General features: G+C 67.9%; 19 protein-coding genes. 11 read left to right on the top strand and 8 right to left on the bottom strand.

All coding sequences use genetic code 11. The features are described from left to right. Window positions 1–2 precede the first annotated feature (2 nt). From ACQP2X_RS09015 to ACQP2X_RS09000, 4 genes are read left to right on the top strand one after another with little or no spacing between them, the layout of a single operon-like run. Entirely contained in the window at window positions 3–929 is a 927-nt protein-coding gene (locus ACQP2X_RS09015; RefSeq protein WP_498695695.1) for a carbohydrate ABC transporter permease, read from the top strand. Beyond that, window positions 926–1810, top strand: a complete 885-nt coding sequence (locus ACQP2X_RS09010; RefSeq protein ID WP_498695694.1) for a carbohydrate ABC transporter permease — start codon at window positions 926–928, stop codon at window positions 1808–1810. The genes ACQP2X_RS09015 and ACQP2X_RS09010 overlap by 4 nt, the downstream gene beginning before the upstream one ends. A gap of 11 nt (window positions 1811–1821) precedes the next feature. Next, window positions 1822–3063 carry a family 4 glycosyl hydrolase gene (locus ACQP2X_RS09005; RefSeq protein ID WP_498695693.1) on the top strand — a complete coding sequence of 414 codons (1242 nt, stop codon included), beginning with the start codon at window positions 1822–1824 and terminating at the stop codon, window positions 3061–3063. Beyond that, complete coding sequence (locus ACQP2X_RS09000; RefSeq protein ID WP_498695691.1) at window positions 3060–4049, top strand: N-acetylglucosamine kinase; 990 nt, start codon at window positions 3060–3062, stop codon at window positions 4047–4049. Before ACQP2X_RS09005 ends, ACQP2X_RS09000 begins: the two co-directional genes overlap by 4 nt. A gap of 7 nt (window positions 4050–4056) precedes the next feature. On the opposite strand, the gene ACQP2X_RS08995 is transcribed toward ACQP2X_RS09000, so the two are convergent. Beyond that, window positions 4057–4452, bottom strand: a complete 396-nt coding sequence (locus tag ACQP2X_RS08995; RefSeq protein ID WP_498695690.1) for an RDD family protein — start codon at window positions 4450–4452, stop codon at window positions 4057–4059. 202 nt (window positions 4453–4654) lie between these two features. On the opposite strand from ACQP2X_RS08995, the gene glnA reads away from it, so the two are divergent. After that, on the top strand, window positions 4655–6079 hold the full coding sequence (gene glnA / locus ACQP2X_RS08990; RefSeq protein ID WP_498695688.1) for a type I glutamate--ammonia ligase: 1425 nt from the start codon (window positions 4655–4657) through the stop codon (window positions 6077–6079). A gap of 371 nt (window positions 6080–6450) precedes the next feature. Here the strand turns inward: glnA and ACQP2X_RS08985 are convergent, their stop codons facing one another. Beyond that, window positions 6451–7218 carry a GntR family transcriptional regulator gene (locus ACQP2X_RS08985; protein WP_498695687.1) on the bottom strand — a complete coding sequence of 256 codons (768 nt, stop codon included), beginning with the start codon at window positions 7216–7218 and terminating at the stop codon, window positions 6451–6453. A gap of 51 nt (window positions 7219–7269) precedes the next feature. Between ACQP2X_RS08985 and ACQP2X_RS08980 the strand changes: the two genes are divergently transcribed. Then, complete coding sequence (locus tag ACQP2X_RS08980) at window positions 7270–7761, top strand: NUDIX hydrolase (RefSeq protein WP_498695686.1); 492 nt, start codon at window positions 7270–7272, stop codon at window positions 7759–7761. Here ACQP2X_RS08980 and ACQP2X_RS08975 read toward each other — a convergent pair. From ACQP2X_RS08975 to ACQP2X_RS08965, 3 genes are read right to left on the bottom strand one after another with little or no spacing between them, the layout of a single operon-like run. Continuing rightward, on the bottom strand, window positions 7701–10739 hold the full coding sequence (locus tag ACQP2X_RS08975) for an AfsR/SARP family transcriptional regulator (RefSeq protein ID WP_498695685.1): 3039 nt from the start codon (window positions 10737–10739) through the stop codon (window positions 7701–7703). The two genes, ACQP2X_RS08980 and ACQP2X_RS08975, sit on opposite strands and share 61 nt — an antisense overlap. A 36-nt stretch (window positions 10740–10775) precedes the next feature. Then, entirely contained in the window at window positions 10776–11234 is a 459-nt protein-coding gene (locus ACQP2X_RS08970) for a phosphoribosyltransferase (protein ID WP_498657960.1), read from the bottom strand. Between the two features lie 4 nt (window positions 11235–11238). Then, window positions 11239–11688 carry an MSMEG_6728 family protein gene (locus tag ACQP2X_RS08965; protein WP_498695684.1) on the bottom strand — a complete coding sequence of 150 codons (450 nt, stop codon included), beginning with the start codon at window positions 11686–11688 and terminating at the stop codon, window positions 11239–11241. Window positions 11689–11747: 59 nt separating this feature from the next. Here ACQP2X_RS08965 and ACQP2X_RS08960 point away from each other — a divergent pair, with 59 nt between their 5' ends. The 3 genes from ACQP2X_RS08960 (at window position 11748) to ACQP2X_RS08950 (ending at window position 14980) form a co-directional block, all read left to right on the top strand. Continuing rightward, window positions 11748–12173, top strand: a complete 426-nt coding sequence (locus tag ACQP2X_RS08960; RefSeq protein WP_498695683.1) for a DUF6210 family protein — start codon at window positions 11748–11750, stop codon at window positions 12171–12173. 159 nt (window positions 12174–12332) lie between these two features. Next, window positions 12333–12755 (top strand): RIP homotypic interaction motif-containing protein, encoded by a 423-nt coding sequence (locus tag ACQP2X_RS08955; RefSeq protein ID WP_498695681.1) that lies wholly within the window; start codon window positions 12333–12335, stop codon window positions 12753–12755. Continuing rightward, window positions 12752–14980, top strand: coding sequence for a tetratricopeptide repeat protein (locus tag ACQP2X_RS08950; RefSeq protein WP_498695680.1), 2229 nt, complete (start codon window positions 12752–12754; stop codon window positions 14978–14980). Before ACQP2X_RS08955 ends, ACQP2X_RS08950 begins: the two co-directional genes overlap by 4 nt. A 64-nt stretch (window positions 14981–15044) precedes the next feature. Here ACQP2X_RS08950 and ACQP2X_RS08945 read toward each other — a convergent pair whose 3' ends face one another. The 3 genes from ACQP2X_RS08945 to mptB are packed head-to-tail and all read right to left on the bottom strand — an operon-like array spanning window position 15045 to window position 19656. Continuing rightward, on the bottom strand, window positions 15045–17153 hold the full coding sequence (locus ACQP2X_RS08945) for an esterase-like activity of phytase family protein (RefSeq protein WP_498695678.1): 2109 nt from the start codon (window positions 17151–17153) through the stop codon (window positions 15045–15047). 9 nt (window positions 17154–17162) lie between these two features. After that, window positions 17163–18326, bottom strand: a complete 1164-nt coding sequence (locus tag ACQP2X_RS08940) for a glycosyltransferase 87 family protein (RefSeq protein ID WP_498695675.1) — start codon at window positions 18324–18326, stop codon at window positions 17163–17165. After that, window positions 18259–19656 carry a polyprenol phosphomannose-dependent alpha 1,6 mannosyltransferase MptB gene (gene mptB / locus ACQP2X_RS08935; protein WP_498695673.1) on the bottom strand — a complete coding sequence of 466 codons (1398 nt, stop codon included), beginning with the start codon at window positions 19654–19656 and terminating at the stop codon, window positions 18259–18261. Before mptB ends, ACQP2X_RS08940 begins: the two co-directional genes overlap by 68 nt. Before the next feature lie 130 nt (window positions 19657–19786). On the opposite strand from mptB, the gene ACQP2X_RS08930 reads away from it, so the two are divergent. Both ACQP2X_RS08930 and ACQP2X_RS08925 read left to right on the top strand, forming a co-directional pair. Further along, window positions 19787–21400 (top strand): hypothetical protein, encoded by a 1614-nt coding sequence (locus ACQP2X_RS08930; protein WP_498700868.1) that lies wholly within the window; start codon window positions 19787–19789, stop codon window positions 21398–21400. 153 nt (window positions 21401–21553) lie between these two features. Then, the gene (locus tag ACQP2X_RS08925; RefSeq protein WP_498695672.1) at window positions 21554–24001 is read left to right on the top strand and encodes a hypothetical protein; all 2448 of its coding nucleotides are present in this window, start codon (window positions 21554–21556) and stop codon (window positions 23999–24001) included. The last annotated feature ends 300 nt before the right edge of the window (window positions 24002–24301 follow it).

Genomic DNA, 24301 nt, shown 5'->3' with positions numbered 1-24301 from the left:
CGATGTCCGCCGCCAAACTGCGGAGAGGCCTGACGACCTTCTCCTTCCTGGCCCCGGCCCTGATCGGCATCGCCGTCTTCTTCCTCTATCCCCTGGGTTCGGCGGTCTATTTCTCGTTCACCAAGTTCGACCTGCTCTCGGTGCCGGAGTGGGTCGGACTGGACAACTACCGGCGGATGGCGGACGACCCGTTCCTGCTCCAGTCGATCCGCAACACCCTGTGGATGGTGGTCGTCTTCGTCCCGGTGCGGATCATCGGGGCGATCGGCCTGTCCATGCTGCTCACTCAGCTCAAGCGTGGCGCCGGCTTCTTCCGGACGCTGTTCTACCTGCCCGCGCTCGTGCCGCCGGTGGCCGCCACCATCGCCTTCGTCTATCTGCTCAAGCCGGGCACCGGCCCGGTCAACCACTTCCTGGGAATGATCGGCATCGAGGGCCCGCTCTGGTTCAACTCGCCGGCGTGGGCCAAGCCGTCGCTCGTCCTGCTCGGCCTCTGGGCGATCGGCGACCTGATGGTGATCTTCCTGGCCGCCGTGCTCGGCGTGCCGTCCAGCCTCTACGAGGCCGCGTCGCTGGACGGCGCCAACGCCTGGCACCGCTTCCGGTCGATCACGCTGCCGACGATCCGCCCGGTGGTCCTGTTCGCCGCGGTCACCGGCGTGATCTACACGTTGCAGTACTTCGACCAGGCGGCGGTGGCCGGCTCGATCGCCAGCGGGCAGGCCACCGTCGGCGGCGGGATCTCGTCGAACTTCGGCTTTCCCGAGGGCTCGACCTTCACCTATCCGCTGTGGCTCTACACCGTGGGCTTCCGCTACAGCGCCCTCGGATATGCGAACGCGCTGGCCATCGGCCTGTTCGTGGTGGCTCTCGCGGTCACCCTGATCCTGCTGCGCCGGGCCAAGGCCTTCTCCGGGGAGGAATCGTGACCGCCGTCCTCGAAGCGCCCGCTCCTTTGCGAGAGCCGGCTCTCGATCGTCGATGGAAAAGGCAGAAAAGGCTCGCCTGGATCGCCAAGCACAGCATCGCCATCGCGCTCGGCGTCATGTTCGTGACCCCTGTCGTCTATCTGGTGCTGCTGTCGCTGATGACCAGCGACCAGGCATTGACGAGCGACTACTGGCCGAACACGTGGCATCCGGAGAACTACATCCGGGTCTTCGAGGTCACGCCGCTTCCCCGCTATCTGCTCAACACCGTCATCTACGCGGTGGCGTCGACGGCCCTCGTGCTCCTGTCGAGCGTTCCCGCCGCGTACGCCCTCGCGAAATTGAAGTTCCGGGGCAGCAACGCGCTGTTCCTGCTCGTCATCTGCGTGATGATGCTGCCGCCGCAGGTCGTCACCGTTCCGCTCTATCTGATGTGGGCCCGGTACGGCCTCACCGGCTCGCTGTGGCCGCTCATCATTCCGGCGCTGTTCGGCGACGCGTTCTGCATCTTCCTGCTGCGGCAGTTCCTGCTCACCATCCCGACCGAATATCTGGACGCGGCCCGGGTCGACGGCTGCGGCGAATGGCGGACCCTGCTGCGGGTGGTGCTGCCGATGGCCCGCCCGGGCATCGCGGCGGCCGGGCTGTTCCAGTTCTTCTACTGCTGGAACGACTATTACGGACCGCTTCTCTACACCAGCGAGAACGAGAGCGCGTGGACGCTCTCGCTCGGCCTGGCCTCCTTCCACAGCGTCCATCACGTCGACTGGAATCTGGTCACGGCGGCCACCGTGCTGGCCATGGCGCCGCTCATCGTCATCTTCTTCTTCGCTCAGCGCGCCTTCGTGCAGGGCATCACTCTGACGGGATTCAAGGGTTGAAAATCGCGGTTGTGGGCGGCGGGTCCACGTACACCCCGGAATTGATCGATGGTTTTGCCCGTCTCGGGCCGATGGTGACCGAGCTGGTCCTGATCGACCCGGCGGCCGACCGGCTGGAGATCGTGGGCGCGTTCGCGGCTCGCATACTCTCGCATCACGGGCATCCGGCGAAGATCTCGTGGACCTCCGATCTGGACGCGGGCGTGACCGATGCCGATGTCGTGCTGATCCAGCTGCGGGTCGGCGGCCAGCGGGCGCGCATCGCGGACGAGACCTTTCCGCTCGACTGCGGCTGCGTCGGGCAGGAGACGACGGGCGCCGGCGGGCTGGCCAAGGCCCTGCGCACCGTGCCGGTCGTGCTCGACGTCGCCGACCGGGTCCGGCGCCGGGCCGCCCCGAACGCGTGGATCGTCGACTTCACCAATCCGGTCGGCATCGTCACCCGCGCGCTGCTCGACGAGGGCCACCGCGCGGTCGGGCTCTGCAACGTGGCCATCGGCTTCCAGCGGCGGTTCGCCGGCCACCTCGGCGTCGAGCCCTCGCAGGTCACGCTGGAGCACGTCGGTCTCAACCACCTGACGTGGGAACGCGCGGCCTATGTGGACGGCGTCGATCGGCTTCCCGACCTTCTGGCATCACATCTGCCGGAACTGGCGGCCGAGGTGGACCTGCCCGACCACGTGCTGACCACGCTCGGCATCGTCCCCTCCTATTACTTGTCGTACTTCTACGAGCACGACCGTCACGTACGGGAGTCGCTCGGCGCCCCGACGCGCGGCGAGAAGGTCGCGGAGATCGAGGCGACACTGCTCGAGATGTACCGCGACGTCGCGCTCACCGAGAAACCCGACCTATTGGGTCAGCGCGGGGGCGCGTACTACTCGGAGGCGGCGGTCGGGCTCATCGCGTCGCTGCACGGCTACGACGACGCGGCAGTCCACTCGGTGAACGTGCGCAACGAGGGCACGCTGCCGTTCCTGCCGGACGACGCGGTCATCGAGGTCTCGGCCCGCGCGAGCGCCTCCGGCCCCTCGGTCCTGCCGGTCAACCCCCTGCCGCCCGATCTGAGCGGTCTGGTCACGCACGTCTGGGGGTACGAGGAACTCGCGCTCGACGCGGCGTTGCGGGGCGGCCGCGAGCGCGTGTACCGGGCGCTTCTGGCCCATCCGCTGGTCGGGCAGCACTCGCTGGCCTCGTCGCTGGCGGACCGGCTCATCGCCAGCGGGCGCGACCACCTCGCGTGGGCGCGATGAGCGCGCTCTACCTGGCGATCGACGGCGGCAACTCGAAGACCGACGTGGTGCTCGGCACGGCTTCGGGCGAGGTGCTGGGTCACGTGCGGGGCGGCACGTCCTCACCGCACAACGTGGGCCTCGAAGGGGCGATCGCCGTCCTGGACGACCTCGTCCGCTCGGTGGTTCCGCCCGGAACGACCGTCGACGTGGTCGCGGCCTACATGGCCGGCGCCGACCTGCCGATCGAGGTGCGCCATCTGCACGAGGCGATCGCGACGGCCGGCTGGGCCCGGCGGACTCTCGTCGACAACGACTGCTTCGCGCTTCTGCGCTCGGGCACGTCGATGCCCGACGCGGTCACCGTCGTCTGCGGCGCCGGCACCAACTGCGTGGGCCGGGCGGCCGACGGTCGTACGTCTCGGTTCGTCGCCCTGGGACCCATCTCCGGCGACTGGGGCGGCGGACACGACCTGGCCGATCAGACCCTGCGCCTGGCCGCCCGGGGCGAGGACGGGCGCGGGCGGCCGACCGCGCTGAGCGCCGCGGTGGCCGACCATTTCGGGCGGCCCACGGTCGAGGCGGTGTCGATCGCCCTGCACCTCGGTGAGATCGACCGCGACGAGATCCCTTCGCTGAGCGAACTGCTCTTCGAGGTCGCGGCGGCCGGCGACGTGGTGGCGGCCGGACTGGTCAGCCGGCAGGCGACGGAGATCCTGGCCCAGCATCGGGTGGCCGCGGGGCGGCTCGATCTGCTGTGGCGGCCGCACGCGCTGGTGCTGGGTGGATCGGTGCTGCGGGCGCGGCATCCGCTGCTGCACGACGAGGTGGTGGCCGGGGCGCGACGGCAGGCTCCGCACGTCGAGATCTCGGTACCTTCGGTACCGCCGATCACCGGCGCGGCGCTGCTCGCCATGGACGCTCTCGGCGCACCGTCCTCGGCCGAGTCTCGGCTGCGGTCCTCACTTGCGCTTGTCGAACGCCGCTCCGTGCGTACGACCGCCTAAGCCCCGTTCATTGCTTTTGGATCTTGGTCACGACGGACTTGGCGGCGCGGTCGTGCAGGCCGCGGCCGTCACCGTCGTTGATCAGCGCGGGGACGACCAGGGCCAGCAGTACGGCCCGGATCAGCGCCCGGACGATGCCGATGGCGCCGCCGTCGGCCACCGAGACGATGCGGATCTTCGCCAGCATCATGCCGAGCGTCTGTCCGAAAAGGCCCACGAAGAAGGCGTGCACCACGACGAACACGCCGAGCTGGGCCCAGGGGTTCGTCCGCAGATCGTCGACGAAGAATGTGGCGACCAGGGTGGCCAGCGCCCAGTCGATCGCCAGCGCGACCAGCCGGCGGCCGAAGCCCGCGAGCTCCACCTGCCCGAGGTCGATCGCTCCTGCCGCGCCTTTCGCCATGGGTGAAGGGTACGCGGGGCGGTTTCGGTGACCAGGCACACGCCCCGGCCGGCACGCGATAGATTCACTCACAGTGTTCGTAACACGGCAGAAACATTTGGGATACGCCGGGGCAACTCCCACCCCATAGCGTCGCTGCCAGCCTAGCCACGCGGCGGAACCACGCCGCCCCGGTATCGATTTTTCGCGCCAGGAGGACGTGTTGTTCGCCAATCCCGAGGAACTCCTGCGATACCTCAAGGACGAGGACGTCAAATTCGTCGACGTGCGGTTCTGTGACCTGCCCGGCGTGATGCAGCACTTCAACATGCCGGTCGAGTCGTTCGACGACAGCGTCGTGACCGACGGCCTCGCCTTCGACGGATCGTCGATCCGCGGGTTCCAGGCCATCCACGAGTCCGACATGATGCTGCTGCCGGACGTCACCACGGCCTTCATCGACCCGTTCCGCATCCAGAAGACGCTGGCGCTGAACTTCTTCATCCACGACCCGTTCACCCGCGAGGCCTACTCGCGTGACCCGCGCAACGTGGCGAAGAAGGCCGAGACGTACCTGGCCTCCAGCGGCATCGCCGACACGGCGTACTTCGGCGCCGAGGCCGAGTTCTACATCTTCGACTCGATCCGCCACGAGACCAGCGCCCACCAGGCCTTCTACTACATCGACTCGATCGAGGGCGCCTGGAACTCCGGCAAGGAGGAAGAGGGCGGCAACCGCGGCTTCAAGACCGCGTACAAGGGCGGCTACTTCCCGGTGGCCCCGGTCGACCACTACAGCGACCTGCGCGACGCCATGGTCCGCCGCCTCATCGACGTCGGCTTCACCGTCGAGCGCTCGCACCACGAGGTCGGCACCGCCGGCCAGGCCGAGATCAACTACAAGTTCTCGACCCTGCTGCACGCCGGCGACCAGATGCAGATGTTCAAGTACATCATCAAGAACACGGCCTGGGAGCACGGCAAGACGGCCACGTTCATGCCGAAGCCCCTGTTCGGCGACAACGGCTCGGGCATGCACACCCACCAGAGCCTGTGGCTGAACGGCGAGCCGCTGTTCTACGACGAGACCGGCTACGCGGGCCTGTCCGACACGGCCCGCTGGTACATCGGCGGCCTGCTGGCGCACGCTCCTTCGCTGCTGGCCTTCACCAACCCGACGGTCAACTCGTACCGTCGCCTGGTGCCCGGCTACGAGGCCCCGGTCAACCTGGTCTACTCGCAGCGCAACCGCTCGGCCTGCACGCGCATCCCGGTGACGGGAAGCAACCCGAAGGCCAAGCGCGTCGAGTTCCGCGTGCCGGACCCGTCGGGCAACCCGTACCTGTCGTTCTCGGCCCAGATGATGGCCGGCCTCGACGGCATCAAGAACAAGATCGAGCCCCCGGCCCCGATCGACAAGGACCTCTACGACCTCCCGCCGGAGGAGTGGGGCACCGTCAAGCAGGTCCCGGGCTCGCTGGACGCGGTCCTGAACAGCCTCGAGAACGACCACGAGTTCCTGACGGCCGGCGGCGTCTTCACCGACGACCTGATCAGCACGTGGATCGACTGGAAGCGCTCGAACGAGATCGACCCGGTGCGCCTCCGCCCGACCCCGCACGAGTTCGAGATGTACTACAACGTCTGACGCTGATCGAGGCTCCGGCCTGCGGAAATATTCGCCGCTCTGACCTCGGGCACAAGACGGGAACAACCTGAGAAACGGCGGTCATGATCGGCTCCTGGCCGACATGGCCGCCGTTTGTCGTTTGTGGATCAGCAAGCTGGAACTTGCGTGCTGCACGTCATGGACACCCACAGCCACGACCACAGCAGCGTTGCCAGTGGCGTCACTACCGCGTCGATCGTCAGGCGGGTGCTCAGGTCGCCGGCCTTTGTCATCACGTTCGCCTCCCCACGTTCGTGACAGGCAGTCATGCTGCCTTCTCTCAAAGTAAGCATGACGACTCGTGTACACAAGCTGCTCGACAGAACGGCGTTATGGGGCAAAGAGTGCGCTCAGCTGACGGGCAGCTTGTAGTACAGGACGAACGCGGCGGCGTCCATGACGGTATCGCAGACCTCTACCGCTCGTCCGGACGCCACGGCGGTGCGGACCAGATGGATCACGGGGGCACCGGGCGACAGTGACAAAGCTCGGCTCTCTTCGCCGGACGGCATCCGGGCGGTCACCTCCTCGTCGTAGCGCTCGAAGACGAAACCCTTGTCCTCCATACGCGCATAGATGCCGCCTGGGCCGGGATTGGCTTCCGCTATCGGTGTGTCCTCGGCTATGTCGAGCGGGATGTACGAGGTGGCGAGCTCGATCGGCTGGCCCTCCGCCAGATATCGGCGGCGGCGGACGATGGCGTCGGCGCCGGGTTCCAGCGACAGGCGTTCCGCTATCCCAGGCGGAACGCTTGCCCGGCCGGCGAACAGCACGTCCACCGTGAACGAGCGGTTGCCCGCCTCCATGTCGACCGTGAAGGCGGCCTTTCCCTCGCGGCGATGGGCGAACCGGTCCGAGGACAGACGCCGGACCGGTGGCTGCCGCCGCACGAACCAGCCTCGGCCATGCTCGGCCGTGACCAAGCCCTCGGTCACGAGCACGGACAGTGCTCGCCGGGCGGTCACCCGGCTGACTCCGTAGTCGGCGACCAGCCTGCTCTCCGACGGCAGTTGCGCTCCGGGCGGCAGTTCCCGCGACTCGATCGATGCGCGGAGGGCGTCCGCGATCTGCCGGTAGACCGCCCGGTCACTGCCGGGATCGATGCCCGAAACGGCCACGCTTCAACTCCAACAGGTATACACGTGTGTACAGCATGCTAACGTGCCGCCATGAACAGCCCGCGCCACTCGGTCAGCGTCGCGGCCACGGTGGTCGATGAGCGTGGGCGGATGCTTGTCATCCAGCGCCGCGACAACGGGCGGTGGGAGCCGCCCGGGGGCGTGCTGGAGCTTGACGAGTCCATCCTGGACGGCGTCCGCCGTGAAGTTCTGGAAGAGACCGGCCTCGTCATCGAGCCGATTCGGCTGACCGGGGTCTACAAGAACATGGCCCGCGGCATCGTGGCCATGATGTTCCTCGCCCGGGTCGTCGGCGGCGAGCTCTCGGCGAGCGAGGAGACGACCCAGGCCGAGTGGTGGACGCCGGAAGCTGTCGGCGACCGCATGGACGCCGTTTACGCCGTCCGCATCCTCGACGCGCTTCGGCCGGACGGGCCGGCCGTGCGCACCCACGACGGTCACACTGTGATGCCTGAGGATGGTCAGGACAGGCCGGCCGCCTCGGCGGCGGTTGCTGCTGTGACGCCCGCGGCTCGGGCGTAGGCCTCGTCGAAGGCGGTGTCGCCCAAGGCCGCGCGGGCCTCGGCGGTTATGCGGTCCACGTCGGGGACTGCTCTGTCCTTTGCGCCTCGTACGGCGTCGGCTGCGCCCAGCAGGAAAGCCGCCTTCCCCGGGTTGCCCTCTCGGAGGACCAGGTCGGCTAATCCGACCAGGACCACCGCGATCACCGGGGAATCTCGGGACGCCATGGCCGCTTCCATCGCTTCCTCGTGGCATGTGCGGGCCGCTGACAAGTCGCCTGATGCCGCGTCTACCAAGCCCTGCGTGCTCATCGTGATCGCTCGGAACTGGGGCACCGCTGCCGGGTGGCGCATCAGGCTTACGGCGGCCTCCATGCTTCTTCTGGCTTCTTCCAAGTCGCCCTCCATGCGGGCGAACGTGGCGCTTCCGTAGGCCACCGACGCGTTCACCTCGGGGAGGTTGATCTCCTCGGCGGCCGCCCTCGCCTTTTTCAGGACTGTGCGGGCCTCCACCGCCTCGCCGGCCAGCCAGAGCTGGTGGGCCAGCTTCACCTCCATCTGGGGCAGGTCCTCGCGGACGCCCACCTCGCGGACCAGGGTGATCGCCTCGCGCTGCCAGGTCACCGCCTGGGCGAAGTCGCCCCGTGACGCCGCCATGTCGCCCAGGGAGCTCAGGGTGAAGCCGATGCCCCAGCGTTCGCCGATCGCCCGGAAGCCGGCCAGGGCCTCGCGCATCTCGCGCTCGGAGGTCTCGGGGCTCTGGCCGAAGTTCAGGCGCAGCTGCGACACCATCATCTTGGCCACCGCGCGCAGCCACGGGTCGGGGTCGTCGAACAGGGGCTCCGTCATGCGGAAGCCGGCCTCGGGGTCGTTCCGGTCGTCGAACATCACCGACAGGGGGCCGATCATGCGGAGTGCGGGGTGCGACGACCGGCTGTGGGCGCCCGTGTCCCGGGCCAGGCGGAACTCACGCTCGACCTCTTCCAGCCCCAGCGCCCCCTCCAGGCCGTTGATCGCCGCGTACGTGTGCACCAGCGCCAGCTCGTCGATGTCGGCCTCGCCCGGCGGCATCGTGGAGACGCCGGCCGCCAGCACCGCGCCCTCCGAGCGGTGGCCGCTCAGCCACCAGTACCAGCCGAGCCGGGCCACCAGCGCCGCCCCGGTCGCCGCGTCGCCGGCCTCGATCGCCGCCCGCACCGCCGCGTGCAGGTTGTCGTGTTCCGTGCCCAGGCGGCGCAGCCACACCAGCTGGTCGGCCGCCCTCAGCTGCGGGTCCGCCTCGCCGGCCAGTTCGATCAGCCAGGCGGCCAGGGCGAGCCGCTGCGACTCGGTCTCGCCGGCCTCGGCCAGCTGCTCCAGGCCGTACTCCCGAATCGTCTCCAGCATGCGATAGCGGCCATCCGGGCCCAGCACCAGCAGCGACTTGTCCACCAAGCCGCCCAGCACGTCGAGGTCGGTGTCGCAGACCCGCTCGACCGCGCCCGCGTCGGCGCCACCGGAGAACAGCGCGAAGCGGCGCCACAGCCGGCGTGACGGCTCGTCGATCAGGTCCCAGCTCCAGTCGACCACCGCCCGCAGCGTCTGGTGCCGCGGCAACACCAGGCTGCCGCCGGTCAGCAGGCGGAAACGGTCGGCCAGGCGGTCGGCCAGGACCGAGACCGGGAGGGTACGCAGCCGGGCCGCGGCCAACTCGATGGCGAGCGGCATGCCGTCCAGGGCGCGGCAGATCCGGACGACCGCTTCGACGTTCTCCTCGGTCAGCGTGAAGCCGGCGGCGCGGTCGAGCAGGAGGCGTACGGCTGGGAAACCGGAAGCGACGGCAGCCGCCGCACCCACCGGCGGGAGGGCCAGGGGCTCGACCGGGCGAAGCCGTTCGCCCGGAATGCCGAGTGGCTCGCGGCTCGTGGTCAGCAGGCGGACGCCCGGCGCGGCGCGCAGCAGGGCGTCGGCCACCTGCGCTGCGGCCGCGATCAGATGCTCGCAGTTGTCCAGGATGATCAGCATCTCGCGGCCGGCGACCGCGCTGATCAGCCGGTCGAGGGTCTCGCCGAGCGGCACCCGGCCCGGCACGTCGAGCACCGGCTGGCCGCGCGGCACGAGGGTGTTGAGCACGGCCTGTGGCACCTCGGCCGGGTCGGTGACCGGGGCCAGCTCCACCCGCCACACCTCGCCGGTCACCTTCGCGCCGACTTCGACGGAAAGGCGAGTCTTTCCACTTCCGCCCGGACCAAGCAGAGTGACCAGGCGATTGGTCCGAATTTCAGATAGGAGGTACGTGATCTCCTGCTCCCGGCCGACGAAGCTGCTCACCTCGGCCGGCAGGTTGCCGCGCGCCTTCGCCGGCTCGTCGCGCAGCATCTCCATGTGCAGCGCCGTGAGCTCGGCCGACGGATCGGCGCCGAGCGCGTCGGCCAGCCCCCGCCGGATCTGCTCGAAGACCTCGAGCGCGCGCCCCGGGTTGCCGCCGGCCCGCAGCGCCCGCATGAGCAGCGCGGCCAGGCGCTCGTCGAGCGGATGAGCGGCGAAAAGACCTTCCAGCTCGGGTACGGTGTCACGCGTGCCGATCTCGGCCGCGAGGCGCCGGCGCTGCGCGGTTTCCTTCAACTGCTCCAGCCGTACGGCCTCGGCCCGCGCCACGTCCGGGAAGTCGAGCTCGCCGCGCCACAGTTCCAGCGCGGCTCCCGGGTCGACCGGGGCGAGCCGGGTGAACAGGTGAGCGTCGACCCGGCCGGCCTCGATGACCAGCCGATAGCCGCCCGGGCCGCTGTCGATGACGAGCCCGGCTTTACGGAGCCGCGACACCAGGGCCTGGAGCGCGTTCCCGGCCGCCGCGGGCGGATCGCCGGCCCAGACCCCGTCGATCAGCCGGTCGGCCGAGACCACCCGGCCGGCGTCGAGGGCGAGCAGCAGCAGGAGGGTACGGAGTCGCGCGCCCGCCACCGGCACGGTCTCCCCACCGTCGGCGCGCAGCTCCAACGGCCCGAGAACCGCGATCTCCACCCGTACGATTCTGCCCGCTCTGGCAAATCGGTTCTGTCAGGTGAGGCTGGACCAGGGGAAGTTGATCCATTTCTCGGTGCGCTTCCAGACGTACTCGCACCGCACGATGGTGTGTGGTTTTTCGTAGATGACGGCGGTGCGCACCTCGGCCGCGTGGGCCGCGCAGAAGTCGCGGACCAGTTTGATGGTCTCGCCGGTGTCGGCCACGTCGTCCACGATCAAGACGTTGGCACCGGTCATGTCGGCGATGCTGGGCTCCGGGCCGAGCATGACCGGGGTGTCCAGGCGCTCGTCGACGCCGGTGTAGAACTCGACGTTGATCACGTGCAGGTTCTTGATGTCGAGGGCGTAGCTGATCGAGCCGGCCGCGAACAGGCCACCGCGGGCCACGGCCAGAATGAGGCTCGGCCGCCAGCCGTCGCCGGCGATCTGCTGGGACAGGGCGCGCCCCGCCCGCCCGAAGTCGTCCCAGGTCAGGATCTCCCGCTCGGTCACACCGTCAACCTACCGGCCACACATAGGGGAGATCATCCGGGACGTCCGGGCCGAACAGCGGCCGATAGAAATCCGGATCCTTGCGCAGCAGCGCCGACTGATGGCTCCGATGGACGTCCGGGTCGCCGAGCCACGGGGGAAGTTCGTTCGAAGACGCCAATTCCTTCTGCGTACGGATGGGACGGCCCAGGCCGAGATCGGCGACCAGGGTCGTCGCGCAGGTGTCGGTGCGCCCGGTAGCGGTCCAGACGGCGCACATGTCGAGGCCGTAGCGCACCAGCCCCTCGGCGTATCCCCGCCACATCTTCACGGCCGGGTGGTGGCGCCAGCCGTACCCCTCGACCGTCAGACCCCGCAGGACCTGAATGGTCTCCACCCGCTGCTTGCCCAGCCGCTTCTGATCGAGAGCCTCGGCCGAAGCGACGAAGTCCGGGTAGGGCAGGAATGTCTGCATCCCCCGATTCTTCCCTGGTGGGGTGGCGCTACTCGGCGATCAAGGAAGAGAATCCTCCGGTGATCCGCGCCCCCCGGCACGTCTCCCTCGACCCGGACGGCCTCGCCGGCCTGTGCGTCCTCGTCGCCGCACCGACCGGAGTCGTCTACCACCATCAGTACGGCGGCACCGCCTGCCGCCAGGGCCGCCAGGAGGGCTTCCTGGTCCCGCTGGCCGCGTTCAGCGCCCTCGACGAGCTCCGCGAGATCTTCGAGGTCCACCTGGACAGCGTCGGCACGTGGAACTACCACTGGCCGGAGGACGAGCTCGACCATTTGCGCCGCGTCATCGGCGAGGTTTCTTATTGGGCGTCCGACGACGGCCGCAGCGAGGAGCCGAAGCCGCTCACCCTCGACGAGTCCCGCCTGGCCGACGTCGACGAGGCCTGGATCCCGGTCGAGACCCCCGACGGCCCCGGCATCCTCATCTGGCCCAACTCCGACTGACCTCAGCGAAGAGCGGCGACCTCCGCCACGCCCGCGGTGGGGCTCTGCTTGGGCGGCGGCCTTCCTGGAATCGGTCATCCGCTCGGTGGATGGGGTGCCGCGCGCGTTGCAACATGCTGATAGACCGGATGGTGACATTGCGCGAGGAGCTGATCACCTGTGGCTGATCTTGGAGTGCTGGTTCAGGACGTTGTCCCGTACGTCACGGCCGCGGCCGGTGTGTACGGAGGCGCCGTGCTGCAGAAGGTCACCGACGCGGCCGCCGACGCGGGAGCGGACGCGACAGTGGGGGTGGGACGGCGGTTGTTGCGCCGGCTGTTCGCCTCCGGCCGCCGCGATCAGATCGAGGCCGCCGTGGTCGAGGTCGGCGAGTCGCCCGACGACGAGGCGTCGGCGGCGGTGTTGCGGGCCCAGCTGCTGAAGGCCCTGTCGCAGGATCCAGAGCTGAGGGAGGACCTGGCGCAGATCCTGGGTGAGGCCGGGGTCGGCGCCGACCGCTACAAGGTGACCGTCTCCGGCAGCCAGGGCGTGCAGATCGGCTCCCACAACACCCAGACGAATACCTTCACGTCGCCGGCGTGAGCACCGGCGACTTCACCGTCGACGTCACCGGCGGCCAGGGTGTGCAGGTCGGTTCGGGCAACATCCAGACCAACATCGGTGTGGACGCCGGCGGGTTGCCGCCCCCGCAGTCGGCGGCGGCCGGTGCGGTGGTGCACAACCTGCCGCGGCAGTCGGCGGTGTTCCTGGGCCGTGACCTGCGGGTGCTGGCAGACCAGCTCGGCGGCGACGACGTGGGTGTGGTGGTCGGTCAGGCCGGGGCGGTGCACGGGCTAGGCGGGATCGGCAAGAGCGAACTGGTGAACCACTACGCCCGCGACTACCTGTCGCGGTATTCGCTGGTCTGGTGGATCACGGCGGACAACGTCGAGAACCTGAACCTGGGACTGGCCGCACTGACCCGCCGGCTGCACCCGGTGGCCACGCTGGCCGACGCGCAGGCGTGGGCGCTCGGGTGGTTGCAAGGGAACACGGGCTGGTTGCTGGTGCTCGACAACGTCGAGGACGTCAACGACATCGCCGACCTGCTGGGCATCGTCGGCAGCAACGGCCAGATCCTGGTGACCACGCGGCGCGACCTGGGCGCGGCCCGCTGGGCGACGCTGGGCCTGACACCGTTCCGGCTGGGCGTGCTGGCCCGCCCGGCCTCGATCGACCTGCTGACCCGTCTGACCGGCCGTCCCGGCGACCGCGAGGGCGCCGACCGTCTCGCGGATGACCTGGGAGACCTGCCGCTGGCGCTGGAGCAGGCCGCCGCCTACGTCAGCCAGCACTCCCGGATGAGCTTCGACGACTACCGCACTCTCCTGACCAGCCAGTTCGCCCGAGTGGCGTCCAGCAGCGGCTTCGGCGGAAAGGACGGCCGGGCCGTCTCCCTGGTGTGGACACTGACCATGACCACCATCACCGGGAGCAGTCCGCTGGCCGGCCGGGTGATGGACGTGCTGGCCTGGCTGGCGCCCGACGACCTGCCGACCGACGTCCTGGCCCCGCTGGCCGACGACCCGGCCGACGTTCGCGACGCCGTGGCCCTCCTGGCCTCCTACAGCATGGTCAGCCAGGTCGGTGACATGGTGAGCATGCACCGGCTCGTCCAGGCCGTGACGCGGCACAGCCAGCAGAAGATCGCCACCACGGAGGAAGCGCAGAAGCAGGCGGCTCAGCTGCTGGCCAAGGCGATACCGAACGCCCCGATCACCAACGTGCCCGGATGGCCGATGTGGAGCGCGTTGCTGCCCCACATCGACGCCCTCATGGCCGGCCTTCCCGGCGATCACCAGATTCACGAGATTCTCCTGGTGGGGGACCGTGCTGCCACTTACCGGCAATTCCAGGGCCAGACGACGACAGCGTCCGACCAGTTCGAGTTGGTGCTGGCCGAGAGACGGAGGCTGCTGGGTGACGAGCACATGGACACCCTGGCCTCCCGGCACAACCTCGCCAGCATGTACATGTCGATGGGGCGGCTGGACGAGGCGATCCGCGAGTACCGCAGTGTGCTCACCGATAGTGGACGGTTGTTGGGTGAGCAACACCGGAACACGTTGGGCGCACGGAACAATCTCGGCGACGCCTACCGCGTCGCGGGGCGCCTGGACGAGGCGATCTACGAGCTCGAAGGTGTGCTGGACGACCGCCGGCGGCTACTGGGCGAGCAACACCAGGACACATTGTTCTCACGGCTCTACCTCGCCCAGGCCTACCAGGCAGCGGGCCGGTTGGACGAGGCGATCCACGAACTCGAAGGTGTGCTGGACGACCGCCAGCAACTACTGGGTGAGCAACACCCGGACACGCTGGTCGCGCGGAACAACCTCGCCGACGCCTATCAGGCAGCCGGACGGCTGGATGAGGCGATCCGCGAGCTCGAGAGCGTGCTGGCCGACAGCCGGCGGCTCCTCGGTGAGGAACATCCGAACACCCTGGTCGCGCGGAACAGCCTCGCCTCCGCCTACTACTTGACGGGACGGCTGGACGAGGCGACCCGCGAGTTCGAAAGTATGCTGGCCGACCGCCGGCGGCTGATGGGCGACGACCACCCGTACACGCTGGTCGCGCGGAACAACCTCGCCTCCGCCTACTACGCGGCGGGACGGCTGGACGAGGCGACCCGCGAGTTCGAGAGCCTGCTGGCCGACCGCCGGCGGCTCCTGGGCGACGACCACCCGGACACACTGACCTCGCAGAGGAACCTCGATCTCGTCTACCGGGCCGCGGAACGCGAGCAAGGGGGCCGAAGCGAATGATCGCCTGGCGCGGCGGCCACACGTGCGGGATCGGAGTGTGGCCGCCGCTTCACCATGCTTCGGGTCAGAACAAGCGACCCAGGCGGAGGAAGACCGTCTCGCCTGTCGCGTCGTCGATGGCGTCGTTGTCGGTGACCGCGTACGCCTGGCCGTTTCCGGCGATGGCCAAGCCCTCCACCTTGTCCTGCACCCAGCCGTTGTCGGCCTTCAAAGCCGGCAGCAGGTCCTTGACCAGCTTCTTCTTGACAGTGGGGGCGCCGGTCCACGGTGTGGTGGGTACGTCGAACTTGTAGACCTTCTTGATCGAAGCCTGCGGGCCTCGCTGGTTGTCGCGCTCGATGACCGCGAACGTGTTGCTGTCGACGGCTACCAGCTCGGACAGGCCGGTCCAGCCCACGGGAGCGGTGTCGAGCGGGTAGGCCAGCCACGACCAGGTGCCCTTGGCCAGGTCGTAGCGGCCGATGCGGACGACATTGGCCGGGTCTGTCTTCAGCGGGCGCTGGATGGCCACCCACACCGCGCCGCCCGACTCGGCTACGCCTTCGAAACCGTTTGTGGTCACGGCGGCGGCGATCTCCGCCGGCAGCGGGATTTCCTGCTGTACGGCGCCGCGCGCGTCCAGGCGCACGAGCAGGTTCGGCGTGGACGACGAGCCCTCCACGCCCAGCCAGTAGCCGCCGCTCTTGCGCGCGGCGATGCCCTCCGCGTCGTACCCGATCGGCTTGCCGTTCTTCGTGACCGTCAGCTGGCGGGTGATCTCGGCCGGGCTGCGCGAAACGGAGACAGTCAAGATCCGGGTCGGGGTGTACGCCGAGTCGGTCACCGAGACCAGCTTGTCCCGCGTGCCGGGGACCGCGGACAGGGCCGACAGCGTGCCGAACGGGATCTCGTGATCGGAGACGATCGACGGGAAGCCCGCCTTGCCCACGCCGTAGATGTTGAGTGAGCCCCGGATGTTCGCGTCGGGGATCTCCTCCTCGCTGGAGACGATCACCAGGCCGCGGGACGGGACCGCCACGACGCCCTCGGGGCCGTTAGTGGTCGGCAGGAGCTGCTGGAACTTCGGCTTACGGGGGTTCGACACGTCGTACACCGCGGTGAAGTTGCCACGCTCGGCGTTCACGAAGACGTACGGCGTGCCGTTGATGCGGGCGAAGGCCACGTTCTCGGGCTCGATGCCCTTGGCGTCCGAGCGCTTGTCCGGGTAGAGGCCGTGGGAGACGGCGATGTGCTCGAGCGTGTTGCCGGCGTCCCAGACGACCTTGCCGTCGCGATTGAAGATCGTCCAACCGCGGCTGCCGCCCTCGTAGTCGCCCTCGTTGGCCGAGGCGAAGTAGTCGTCGGAGATCCAGGTGACGCCGTCGGGCTCACGCTTGGCGGTGATCGTGCCGTCGAGCGTGATGTTGTCGTCGTCCTTGGTGTCCACCTCGGACACCGTGACCTGGCCGGCGTCGAACTGGCGGATGACCTTCTTCGAGGCCAGCGAGATGATCGCGATCTGGTTGTTCTCCTGGAGCGAGAGCACTGCCTCGTCGCGGGAGTTGATGCTGACGTACTCGGGCTCGGGGTCGACGCCCGCCAGCGCGACCTTGCTGACCTTCCACGTCCTGGTGTCGATCACCACGAGGTAGCCGGCCGGCAGCTGCGGGATCGCGCCGTCGTTGACGTCCTCGTCGCGCTCGTTCTCGATCGCGACGGCGATGTAGCGGCCGCTCGGCGCGACCGCGACCGAGTCGGGCTGGCCGCCCAGGTCGAGCTCGCGCACCACCTTGCGGGTGCGGTCGTCGATGACGACGAGCTTGCCGGACGGGTCGGTGTAGCTGGCGCTGGTGTTCACGCCGGCCAGCAGCAGGCGGCCCAGGCGCGCCACCGAGGTGGGTTCGCCGCCGACGGCCAGGGTGCCCTTCGGCTGGGGCCGGCCCGGGTTGGTGATGTCGACGAAGCCGAGGCGCTCGCCGGGGCTGTCGGTGTAGACGACCGTGCGGCCGTCCTCGGTCACCGTGGAGATCTCGGCGGCCGCCGTGTCGTCGATCGACGAGTTCAGGTAGGCCGGGAAAGTGGCGAGGCGCTGGAATGCGGTGTCTTTGTGGTGCGCGGACGCCGGCGGGGAGAAGCCGGCGGCTCCGACGAGAGCGGCGAGGGCGATCGCCGAGGTGGTACGGCGCTTTGACATGGGTTTTGACTACAGAAGGATCTTGTCCTCCTGATGGACGTCAGACGAACGACGGGTGCCGATGGGTGTCCAGATCAGCAGGGCCAGGCTGAACCAGACATAGAAGTTCCCGCCGATCAGCTCCAGCGGCGGCCGCGGCCGCTTCTCCCAGAGCCAGGTCAACCGCGAGGTCATGATGACGTACGCGGCCCCGCCGAGCCACAGGGGCCGCTTGTCCGTTCCCGACAGTCCCACATCGACGCAGCGCACGATGGCCGGTATGAGCCAGACGCAGTGGTGGATCCAGGTGACCGGGCTGATCAGGCACCCGAGGACGCCGGTGAGAGCGAGGCCACCCATGATGTCGTCCGGGTCCTTGCGGACCCGCCAGGCCCAGCCGGCCAGGGTCAGGAGCACGCAGACGAGCCAGACCTTCGACTCGGCCTGATCGATCGGGAGCCGGGCCAGGAAGCCGCGCTCGGACTGGTTGGACAGGAACGAGAGCACCCCGACCCGGTTGGTGTCCCACAGCGCCGAGGTCCAGAACTCGCGCGACTCGTCCGGGAAGACAGCGGCCGCCACGAGGGTCACGCCGGCGGCGGTGCCGGAGGCGGTGATCGCGGCCCGCCAGCGCCGGGTGACCAGCAGATAGAGGATGAAGACGCCCGGGGTCAGCTTGATCGCGGTGGCCAGGCCGATGCCGACGCCGGCCCACTTGCGGCCCTTGGCCAGGCCCAGCAGGAGGTCACCGGCCACCAGCGTGAGCAGCAGCGTGTTGACCTGCCCGAACGTGATGGTCTCGCGCACCGGCTCGAAGGCGATGGCCAGGCACACCGCGACGGCGAAGGCGAACCAGACGGTCCAGCCCTTGCGCTTGATCAGCGGGGAGACGAACCACCAGGTGAGCAGCGCGGTGGTCAGCACGGTGGCGATCACGGCGATGACGACGACGGCGCCGAACGGCAGGAACGCCATGGGCGCCATCACCAGCCCGGCGAAGGGTGGATAGGTGAAGCCGTACGGCGTGCCGGGGCGCAGCCAGTCGTAGACCATGCCGCCGTCGCCGCGGAACCAGTACTGGATGGCGCCGTAGTAGACCTTCGAGTCGAAGTATCCGTTGCGCGTCTCAGCCAGGTAGACGATGAACAGCGTGATCAGCGCCAGGACCGCTACGATTCCGATTTTTCGCTTCATGTAGTGCTTTCCACGCTAAATAGATGACGAAGGCCGTCATGAGGAGGGCGCCCTGGGCCTTGACCGCGAGGGCCAGGTTGTAGCCGTCCGGCAGGCAGAGGGCGGCCGCGACCGCGCACGGGACGACCAGCCAGTTCAGGTGTTCGTGCAGGGTGGCGGCGAGGACGGGGAGCGCCCAGACGGCGTACCACGGATGGAAGACGGGCGAGAGCAGGACGGTGGCGGCCAGCGCGTAGCCGGTGTAAAGGAGTGGATCGCGGACGCGGGCCCGCCACCAGAGGAGGACGAGGAGGACGGCCAGCAGCACGATGCCGATGATCCGGGTGACGGGGACGGCGTCGGGGCCGAACAGGTCGATGGTCATGCCGATGGCGGTGGTGGGTGAGGTCCATTGGACGGAGGCGCCGCTGCCGGCCAGGCCGGTGATCCAGCCGAAGCCGCGCCCGGAGATCAGGGAGGCCGCGGCCAGCACCACCAGCACACCGGCGACAAGCTCACCCCCCACGCGCAGGTGACCGGCTCGCCGCGAGCGCAGAGCCACCCAGAAGGCGAACGGCACCACCACGACCGCTGTCGCCTTCACCCCGATCGCCAGCCCGAGCAGGAGCCCCGCGGCCCACGTCCGCCGGCCGCCCATCGCCACCGCCAGCCCGGCCACCACAAAGCCGACCATCACGGCGTCGTTGTGAGCGCCCGAGATCAGATGGATCGGGATGAGGGGGCAGGCCAGGGTCAACCAGACGGCACGACCGAGGGGTACGCCCGACCAGCGCGCCAACCTCGGCAGGCACACGGCGATCAGCACGACGCCGAGCAGGGCGATCACCCGCAACGCGGCCAGGGTGCCGGCCAGGGAGCCGCCCACCTTGACCGCCAGGGCGGCCAGCAGCAGGAACACCGGGCCGTACGGGGCCGGCGACGACAACCACGTCGGCGCCACCGCGTCGGCCCACGGGCAGCCCAGGTCGGTCACCCCGCCCGCGTACGGGTCCAGACCCGCCGACTGCTGCCAGCCCTGACAGGCGTACGAAAATGCGTCGTAGCTCCCGAGCGGAAGAAACGGCAGCAGCGGAACCGCCCACAGAGCCGCCGTGAGGTAAGCCCACCGGGCGGTCGGCGCCGCGCGGACGCCGGCCACCCACGCGCCGATGATCAGGAGGGTGCCGAGGAGCCAGGTGAGCGGGAGCGCGACGCCGTTCTCGCCGGCGAAAATGGTGCGCGGCGTCACTGTGGGCTCCCACGGGCTGCTGGCGCCGCCGAGCCAGGCGGCCACCGCGAGCAGCAGACTTCCTGCCAGGCCCACATATCGGACGGCGGTGGGGCGGGGCATGGCGAGCACCCTACCGTGACAGGCTGCGACGCCGGGTAGGGTCGGGCGCGTGTGGGCTCGGCACCGGCTGGAGTGGGTCACCGCCGTTGTCGCGGCGGTGCTCGGTGCCGTCTATCTTCTGCTGCCGCCGATGGGCTCCGATCTGGCCGCGCAGGTCGCCCGGGCCGAGTTCTTCGCCGCGCACGGCTACACCCCGATCGACCTGCGGTGGTACGCCGGCGTCAACCAACTGGGCTATAGCCTGGTTTCCCAGCCTTTGATGGCATTTTTGGGTGTACGTCTGACCGGAGCCCTCTCTCTCGTAGGCGCCGCCGTCCTGTTCGCGATGCTCCTGCGCGCCACCGCGGCCCCGCGCCCGTGGCTGGGTGCCCTGGCCGGCACCGTCTGCATCGCCGGAAACCTGGCCAGCGGCCGCGTCACGTACGGACTCGGGGTACTTTTCGGACTTGCCGCCCTTGTCCTGGTGACCGGCCGCCGCCCTGGACTGGCCGCCATCCCGGCCCTGCTCGCCGGCGCCACCAGCCCGGTGGCCGGTTTGTTCCTGGGCTTGGCCGGCGTCGCCCTGGCCACAAGCGGCCGCCTGGTGCCGACGACCGGCGCGGTGCCGACGGCCGGCGCGATGCCGACGGCCGGCGCGATGCCGACGGCCGGCGCGGTGCCGACGGCCGGTGATCCGGGGCACGGGCGAGTCTGGCGGGGGCTTCTGATCGCGGTGCCGGCCGCGATCCCGCTGGCGGCGCTCTCCCTCTTCTTCGGCGACGGCGGCTGGATGAACATCAGCCGGACCGATACCGTCCGGGCCGTGGTGGCGAGCCTGGCCGTGGCCGTTTTCGTCCCTCGCCGGCCCGTGCGGGTGGCCGCTCTCCTCTCGGCGGCCGGCGTGCTCGCCTCCGCGCTGATCCACACCCCGGTGGGGCTCAACGCGACCCGCCTCGCGGTGATGTTCACGCTGCCCGTGCTGGCCGCCTACGCGACGTGGCCCTCCTGGCGGCCCCGCCGGCGCCCTTCCGCGACGCCCGGGCCGGCCCCTGCGCGAGCCATGCCCTTCTGGGCCGTCGCCGTCCTTTTGGTGGTGGCCTGTTGGTGGCAGCCGCCCGTCGTGACCGGCGACCTCCGGGACATCGGCAACCCCACGGCCGAGCGGAGCTACTTCACTCCCCTGCTCGACCGGCTCGCTCAGGAGAAGCTCACCGGTCGGGTCGAGATCCCGTCGACGCGGGACTACTGGGAGGCCGCCCACATGGGCGACGTCCCCTTGGCCCGGGGCTGGCTGCGGCAGGCCGACATCGACCGCAACCCGCTCTTCTTCACCGAGATCCCGGGCACCTCGGGCACGGGGGTTCCGCTCACCGCCGAGACGTACCGCGCCTGGCTCGACGAGCTGGCGGTGCAGTTCGTGGCCGTGCCCGACGCCGAGCTCACCTGGTCGGGACGGCCCGAGGCGGAGCTCATCGCCGGCGGCCTTCCCTATCTGACCCAGGTGTGGAGCGGAGAGCATTGGCGCCTGTACGCCGTCACGGGCGCCCACCCCCTCGTCGGCGCGCCCGCGACGCTGGTCGACCAGACCGCGAGCTCGATCACCTTCGACACCCCCGGCACCGGCGACGTGGCTCTGCGCGTCCGCTTCTCCCGCTGGCTCGCCGCCTCGGACGGCGCCCAGGTCGACCGTGACGGCGACTGGGTCCGCGTCCACGTCCGCGCGCCCGGCCGCTACACACTGAAGTCCGAACACACAGCACGTTGACGCGTGACAGTCGGCCTCGCGGATTGAAAAGGACGGACATATGGCCAATCAGGCCTCCGCATCTAGTACGCCTGGGTGACCAAGAAGCCATGTCTATGTTCGTTGGGCCGCCACGGGCTTCCAAGCACACCCTCTAGATTGTACGGTGGGCAGGTGGCAGAGGTGCTTAACGATGACGAACTACTTGACCGCTACTCATCGGAAGAATTCAAGTCAGCACTCGGCCGCTTGCTGAATATTCGACACCTTGCTGAACACTGCATTATTACCTCCAAATATAAGATCACCCAGCCAATGTACGACCCTTTAGTGCTTACACCCGAGGGTCAGCGAGTCGTTGACAAAATGGTTAAGCAGGGGGTGCCCTATCCGCAAGCGAGATTTATTTGCTTTCTATATCTCCTCCAAGCCGATCTTCTCATCGATCCGGTAGCTACAGATATCGACCGCCTCGCGAAAGTTCTCTCCGCGCAAGTTGCCGGCACCGATTCGGGGAAAGACTCGGAGAGTCAATTCATACTTTACCCCTTCGCATACGGACGGTTACTGTACGACAAGGCCCACGACTTAGGCCTGAATGCGAGGAATCAAATCTCCCACCGGGAGACGCTGGAACTTCTCGAAGGAACCCCGCAAGGGGTGTTTCAGGTGGGCACTTTCGTGACCGGCCCTTACGGTATTCTAGAAAGCGGCCACCATCGCTATTGCCCCCCAACCCTTTGGGTCCCCTATCATTGTGCAGACGTTACCTGCACAGGCTTGCACCGGCACCTTCTGGAGACATCCCAGGATGCGCTGATAAACGAGAGCCAAATCAAGGCTCGCAAGATACTAAATCGCGAGTTCCCCGACGTTAGCGATTGGGCTGGCTACCTTCGTCGCAGCGATCTGTACGCTAGCGATCTATACAATGATTTCGCTGGCGATGCGATCGTTTATCTGCTCGGCGATTGCTTGACCGACGCTGAGCTTAAACTCTTCTTTGGAAAGTTGCTGAACAGCGGGCCAACGATCAGGGACGTATTGAGAAATTGCGGCGGACCGACCGGCCGAGCTGAAGACATCGTCTCCAGACTAGACCGGGCGCAAATTCTTCAGCTCAGCCTGTGCGCATCGGACCGTGACATGTTCTCCGCGCTCGATTCACTTGTTCTCGAAGGACATATAGTTATTCCAGACGGCGAAGTCCGCGCACCAGTGGTGAACGGGGCCATACACACGGGCGCCTTTGAGCTACAAGCTCAGCTGGGCAGTCACGGTGTTCGCATCCAGTCCGACGATTCCTCGCTGGCAACACTCCGGCTACGTCGACTCGTAAGGCAAATGTACAACATGGACAGCCATGATGATCGACTTGAACTCGCATGGCACTTAGAGCTGCGGCAAGAGGGAAGCGCCGAGTCGCTTGATGCCACTGTTGAGCAGTACCTTCGATCGAGCAGCCCACGTCGTGCGGTTAGCAAGCTTTTGCTCGCACGTCGCGGAAACTTCCGCGTCGCCGCTCACGAGCTCAGGCTGGCCGATGGGTTGATGAAGTCCGATGACGATCGAGTGAATGGCGTGCTATGGAAGCTAGGATTCTCCGTCGAGGACTTCCGAGACCCTCACCACAGATTCTGGGCGCTTCATGACGGGCTCATTGCACTAACTCGCCAAACCTTGACCAGTAGGGTGGGCCCAGATGAGGAAGAGGTTCGGAGCGCCGCTGTAAATTATTTTGTTGCGCTTGAAGACGTCTTGAAGGATGCGTTGCTATTTACGACATGGGCGCTCACCCAGGATCATTATTCGAGTGACCGTCGATTTATCTATCAAGGCGACACGGACTCCATCGGCGCACTTGCTGTTTTGCGAAATGGCGCTGAAAGGGATGTTGATTCCGACGGCAAGCCGCGGCTGCTCATTGAAGATAGAATGACGCTGTATCCGCTAATGCGAGGGTTCGGCCTATTGGCTCAGATTCTTCGCTCACACCGCGACAACTCCGAGCAACATAGACGTTCCGACAGCCGAATTCCAGATTGGTTTAAATCGCAAGAGCTGCAAAGATTTCCTTTTGAACACACCATACCCTTCCTTGACCTCCTAACGGACAGTCAAGAGGATATCCTTCGCAGCCTCGAACACGTGTCGAACAGGCTGGTGGGGGCCGACGTGAGCGAGGCCCGGAATGAATGGCTGCACTCACGACGCCAACGCCTTGAAACCGAACGGCTTAGAACAAGCCTTGATGCGATCCGGGATGCGGTAGAAACTCTGCAAGACAAGGGGTTTTCGCGCCAAATATTCCGACGGATTCGCACTCAGCGAGATGAGGCCTCGCGCGCGGTTATAGTCTTGGCCGATAGCCGCGGACAAGAAATTATGCTCCTCAGACCTTCCGGCCTAGCGTGGCTCGGTCTTCCGGATGTGGATTCGCCACAACACGTGATGACCTCCGCCCAATTCGCAGAACCTAGCGAGGCTTTACGGTTTGTCACTCAAGAGGAGTCCGACTTCGCCCGCATGTGGGTTAGCTATCCCAAAAGACCTCGCAAATCCACGGCGCCGGGTGCGGCAGGGGTCCTTGGCTCGATGATGCCAGCGGGGCTTGCTGAATGACGCAAAGCGGCCCTGCTATTTGCCCCCCCCTTCGGAGGGCGAATAGCAGGTGATCCTTTCCGCACGGGAGGATTGCCCTGCGGGGCAACGGGGCTACAGCCGATAGACCGCGCCGGCTCCTGACCGTCTCGGCCCGCTGAGTAATTCGAGTGCCATCGCGCGCAACGCCAGGTAACGTAGCCGCCATGTACACAGGCATGGCGTTCATGAGGTTGCGCACCCGCCGCTGACGGCGGCGCCCCTCATTCTTCCTAGTCGCCGCCGTCTCGGTGTCCCGCCGGAGCGGCCTTTCGACGCTGC

The organism is Actinoplanes sp. CA-131856, assembly GCF_050956135.1.
Taxonomy (GTDB): Bacteria; Actinomycetota; Actinomycetes; order Mycobacteriales; family Micromonosporaceae; genus Actinoplanes.
The sequence above is the reverse complement of the archived record's forward strand: the minus strand, read 5'-3'. Positions and strand labels throughout refer to the sequence as shown.

Bases quoted from the DNA above. Each gene is read 5' to 3' on its own strand.
- ACQP2X_RS09015 (WP_498695695.1), top strand. From the start codon at position 3: ATGTCCGCCGCCAAACTGCGGAGAGGCCTGACGACCTTCTCCTTCCTG.
- ACQP2X_RS08930 (WP_498700868.1), top strand. From the start codon at position 19,787: ATGGGCTCCGATCTGGCCGCGCAGGTCGCCCGGGCCGAGTTCTTCGCC.
- mptB (WP_498695673.1), bottom strand. From the start codon at position 19,656: ATGCCCCGCCCCACCGCCGTCCGATATGTGGGCCTGGCAGGAAGTCTG.
- ACQP2X_RS08940 (WP_498695675.1), bottom strand. From the start codon at position 18,326: ATGAAGCGAAAAATCGGAATCGTAGCGGTCCTGGCGCTGATCACGCTG.
- ACQP2X_RS08945 (WP_498695678.1), bottom strand. From the start codon at position 17,153: ATGTCAAAGCGCCGTACCACCTCGGCGATCGCCCTCGCCGCTCTCGTC.
- ACQP2X_RS08995 (WP_498695690.1), bottom strand. From the start codon at position 4,452: ATGGCGAAAGGCGCGGCAGGAGCGATCGACCTCGGGCAGGTGGAGCTC.
- ACQP2X_RS08965 (WP_498695684.1), bottom strand. From the start codon at position 11,688: ATGCAGACATTCCTGCCCTACCCGGACTTCGTCGCTTCGGCCGAGGCT.
- ACQP2X_RS09000 (WP_498695691.1), top strand. From the start codon at position 3,060: ATGAGCGCGCTCTACCTGGCGATCGACGGCGGCAACTCGAAGACCGAC.
- ACQP2X_RS08980 (WP_498695686.1), top strand. From the start codon at position 7,270: ATGAACAGCCCGCGCCACTCGGTCAGCGTCGCGGCCACGGTGGTCGAT.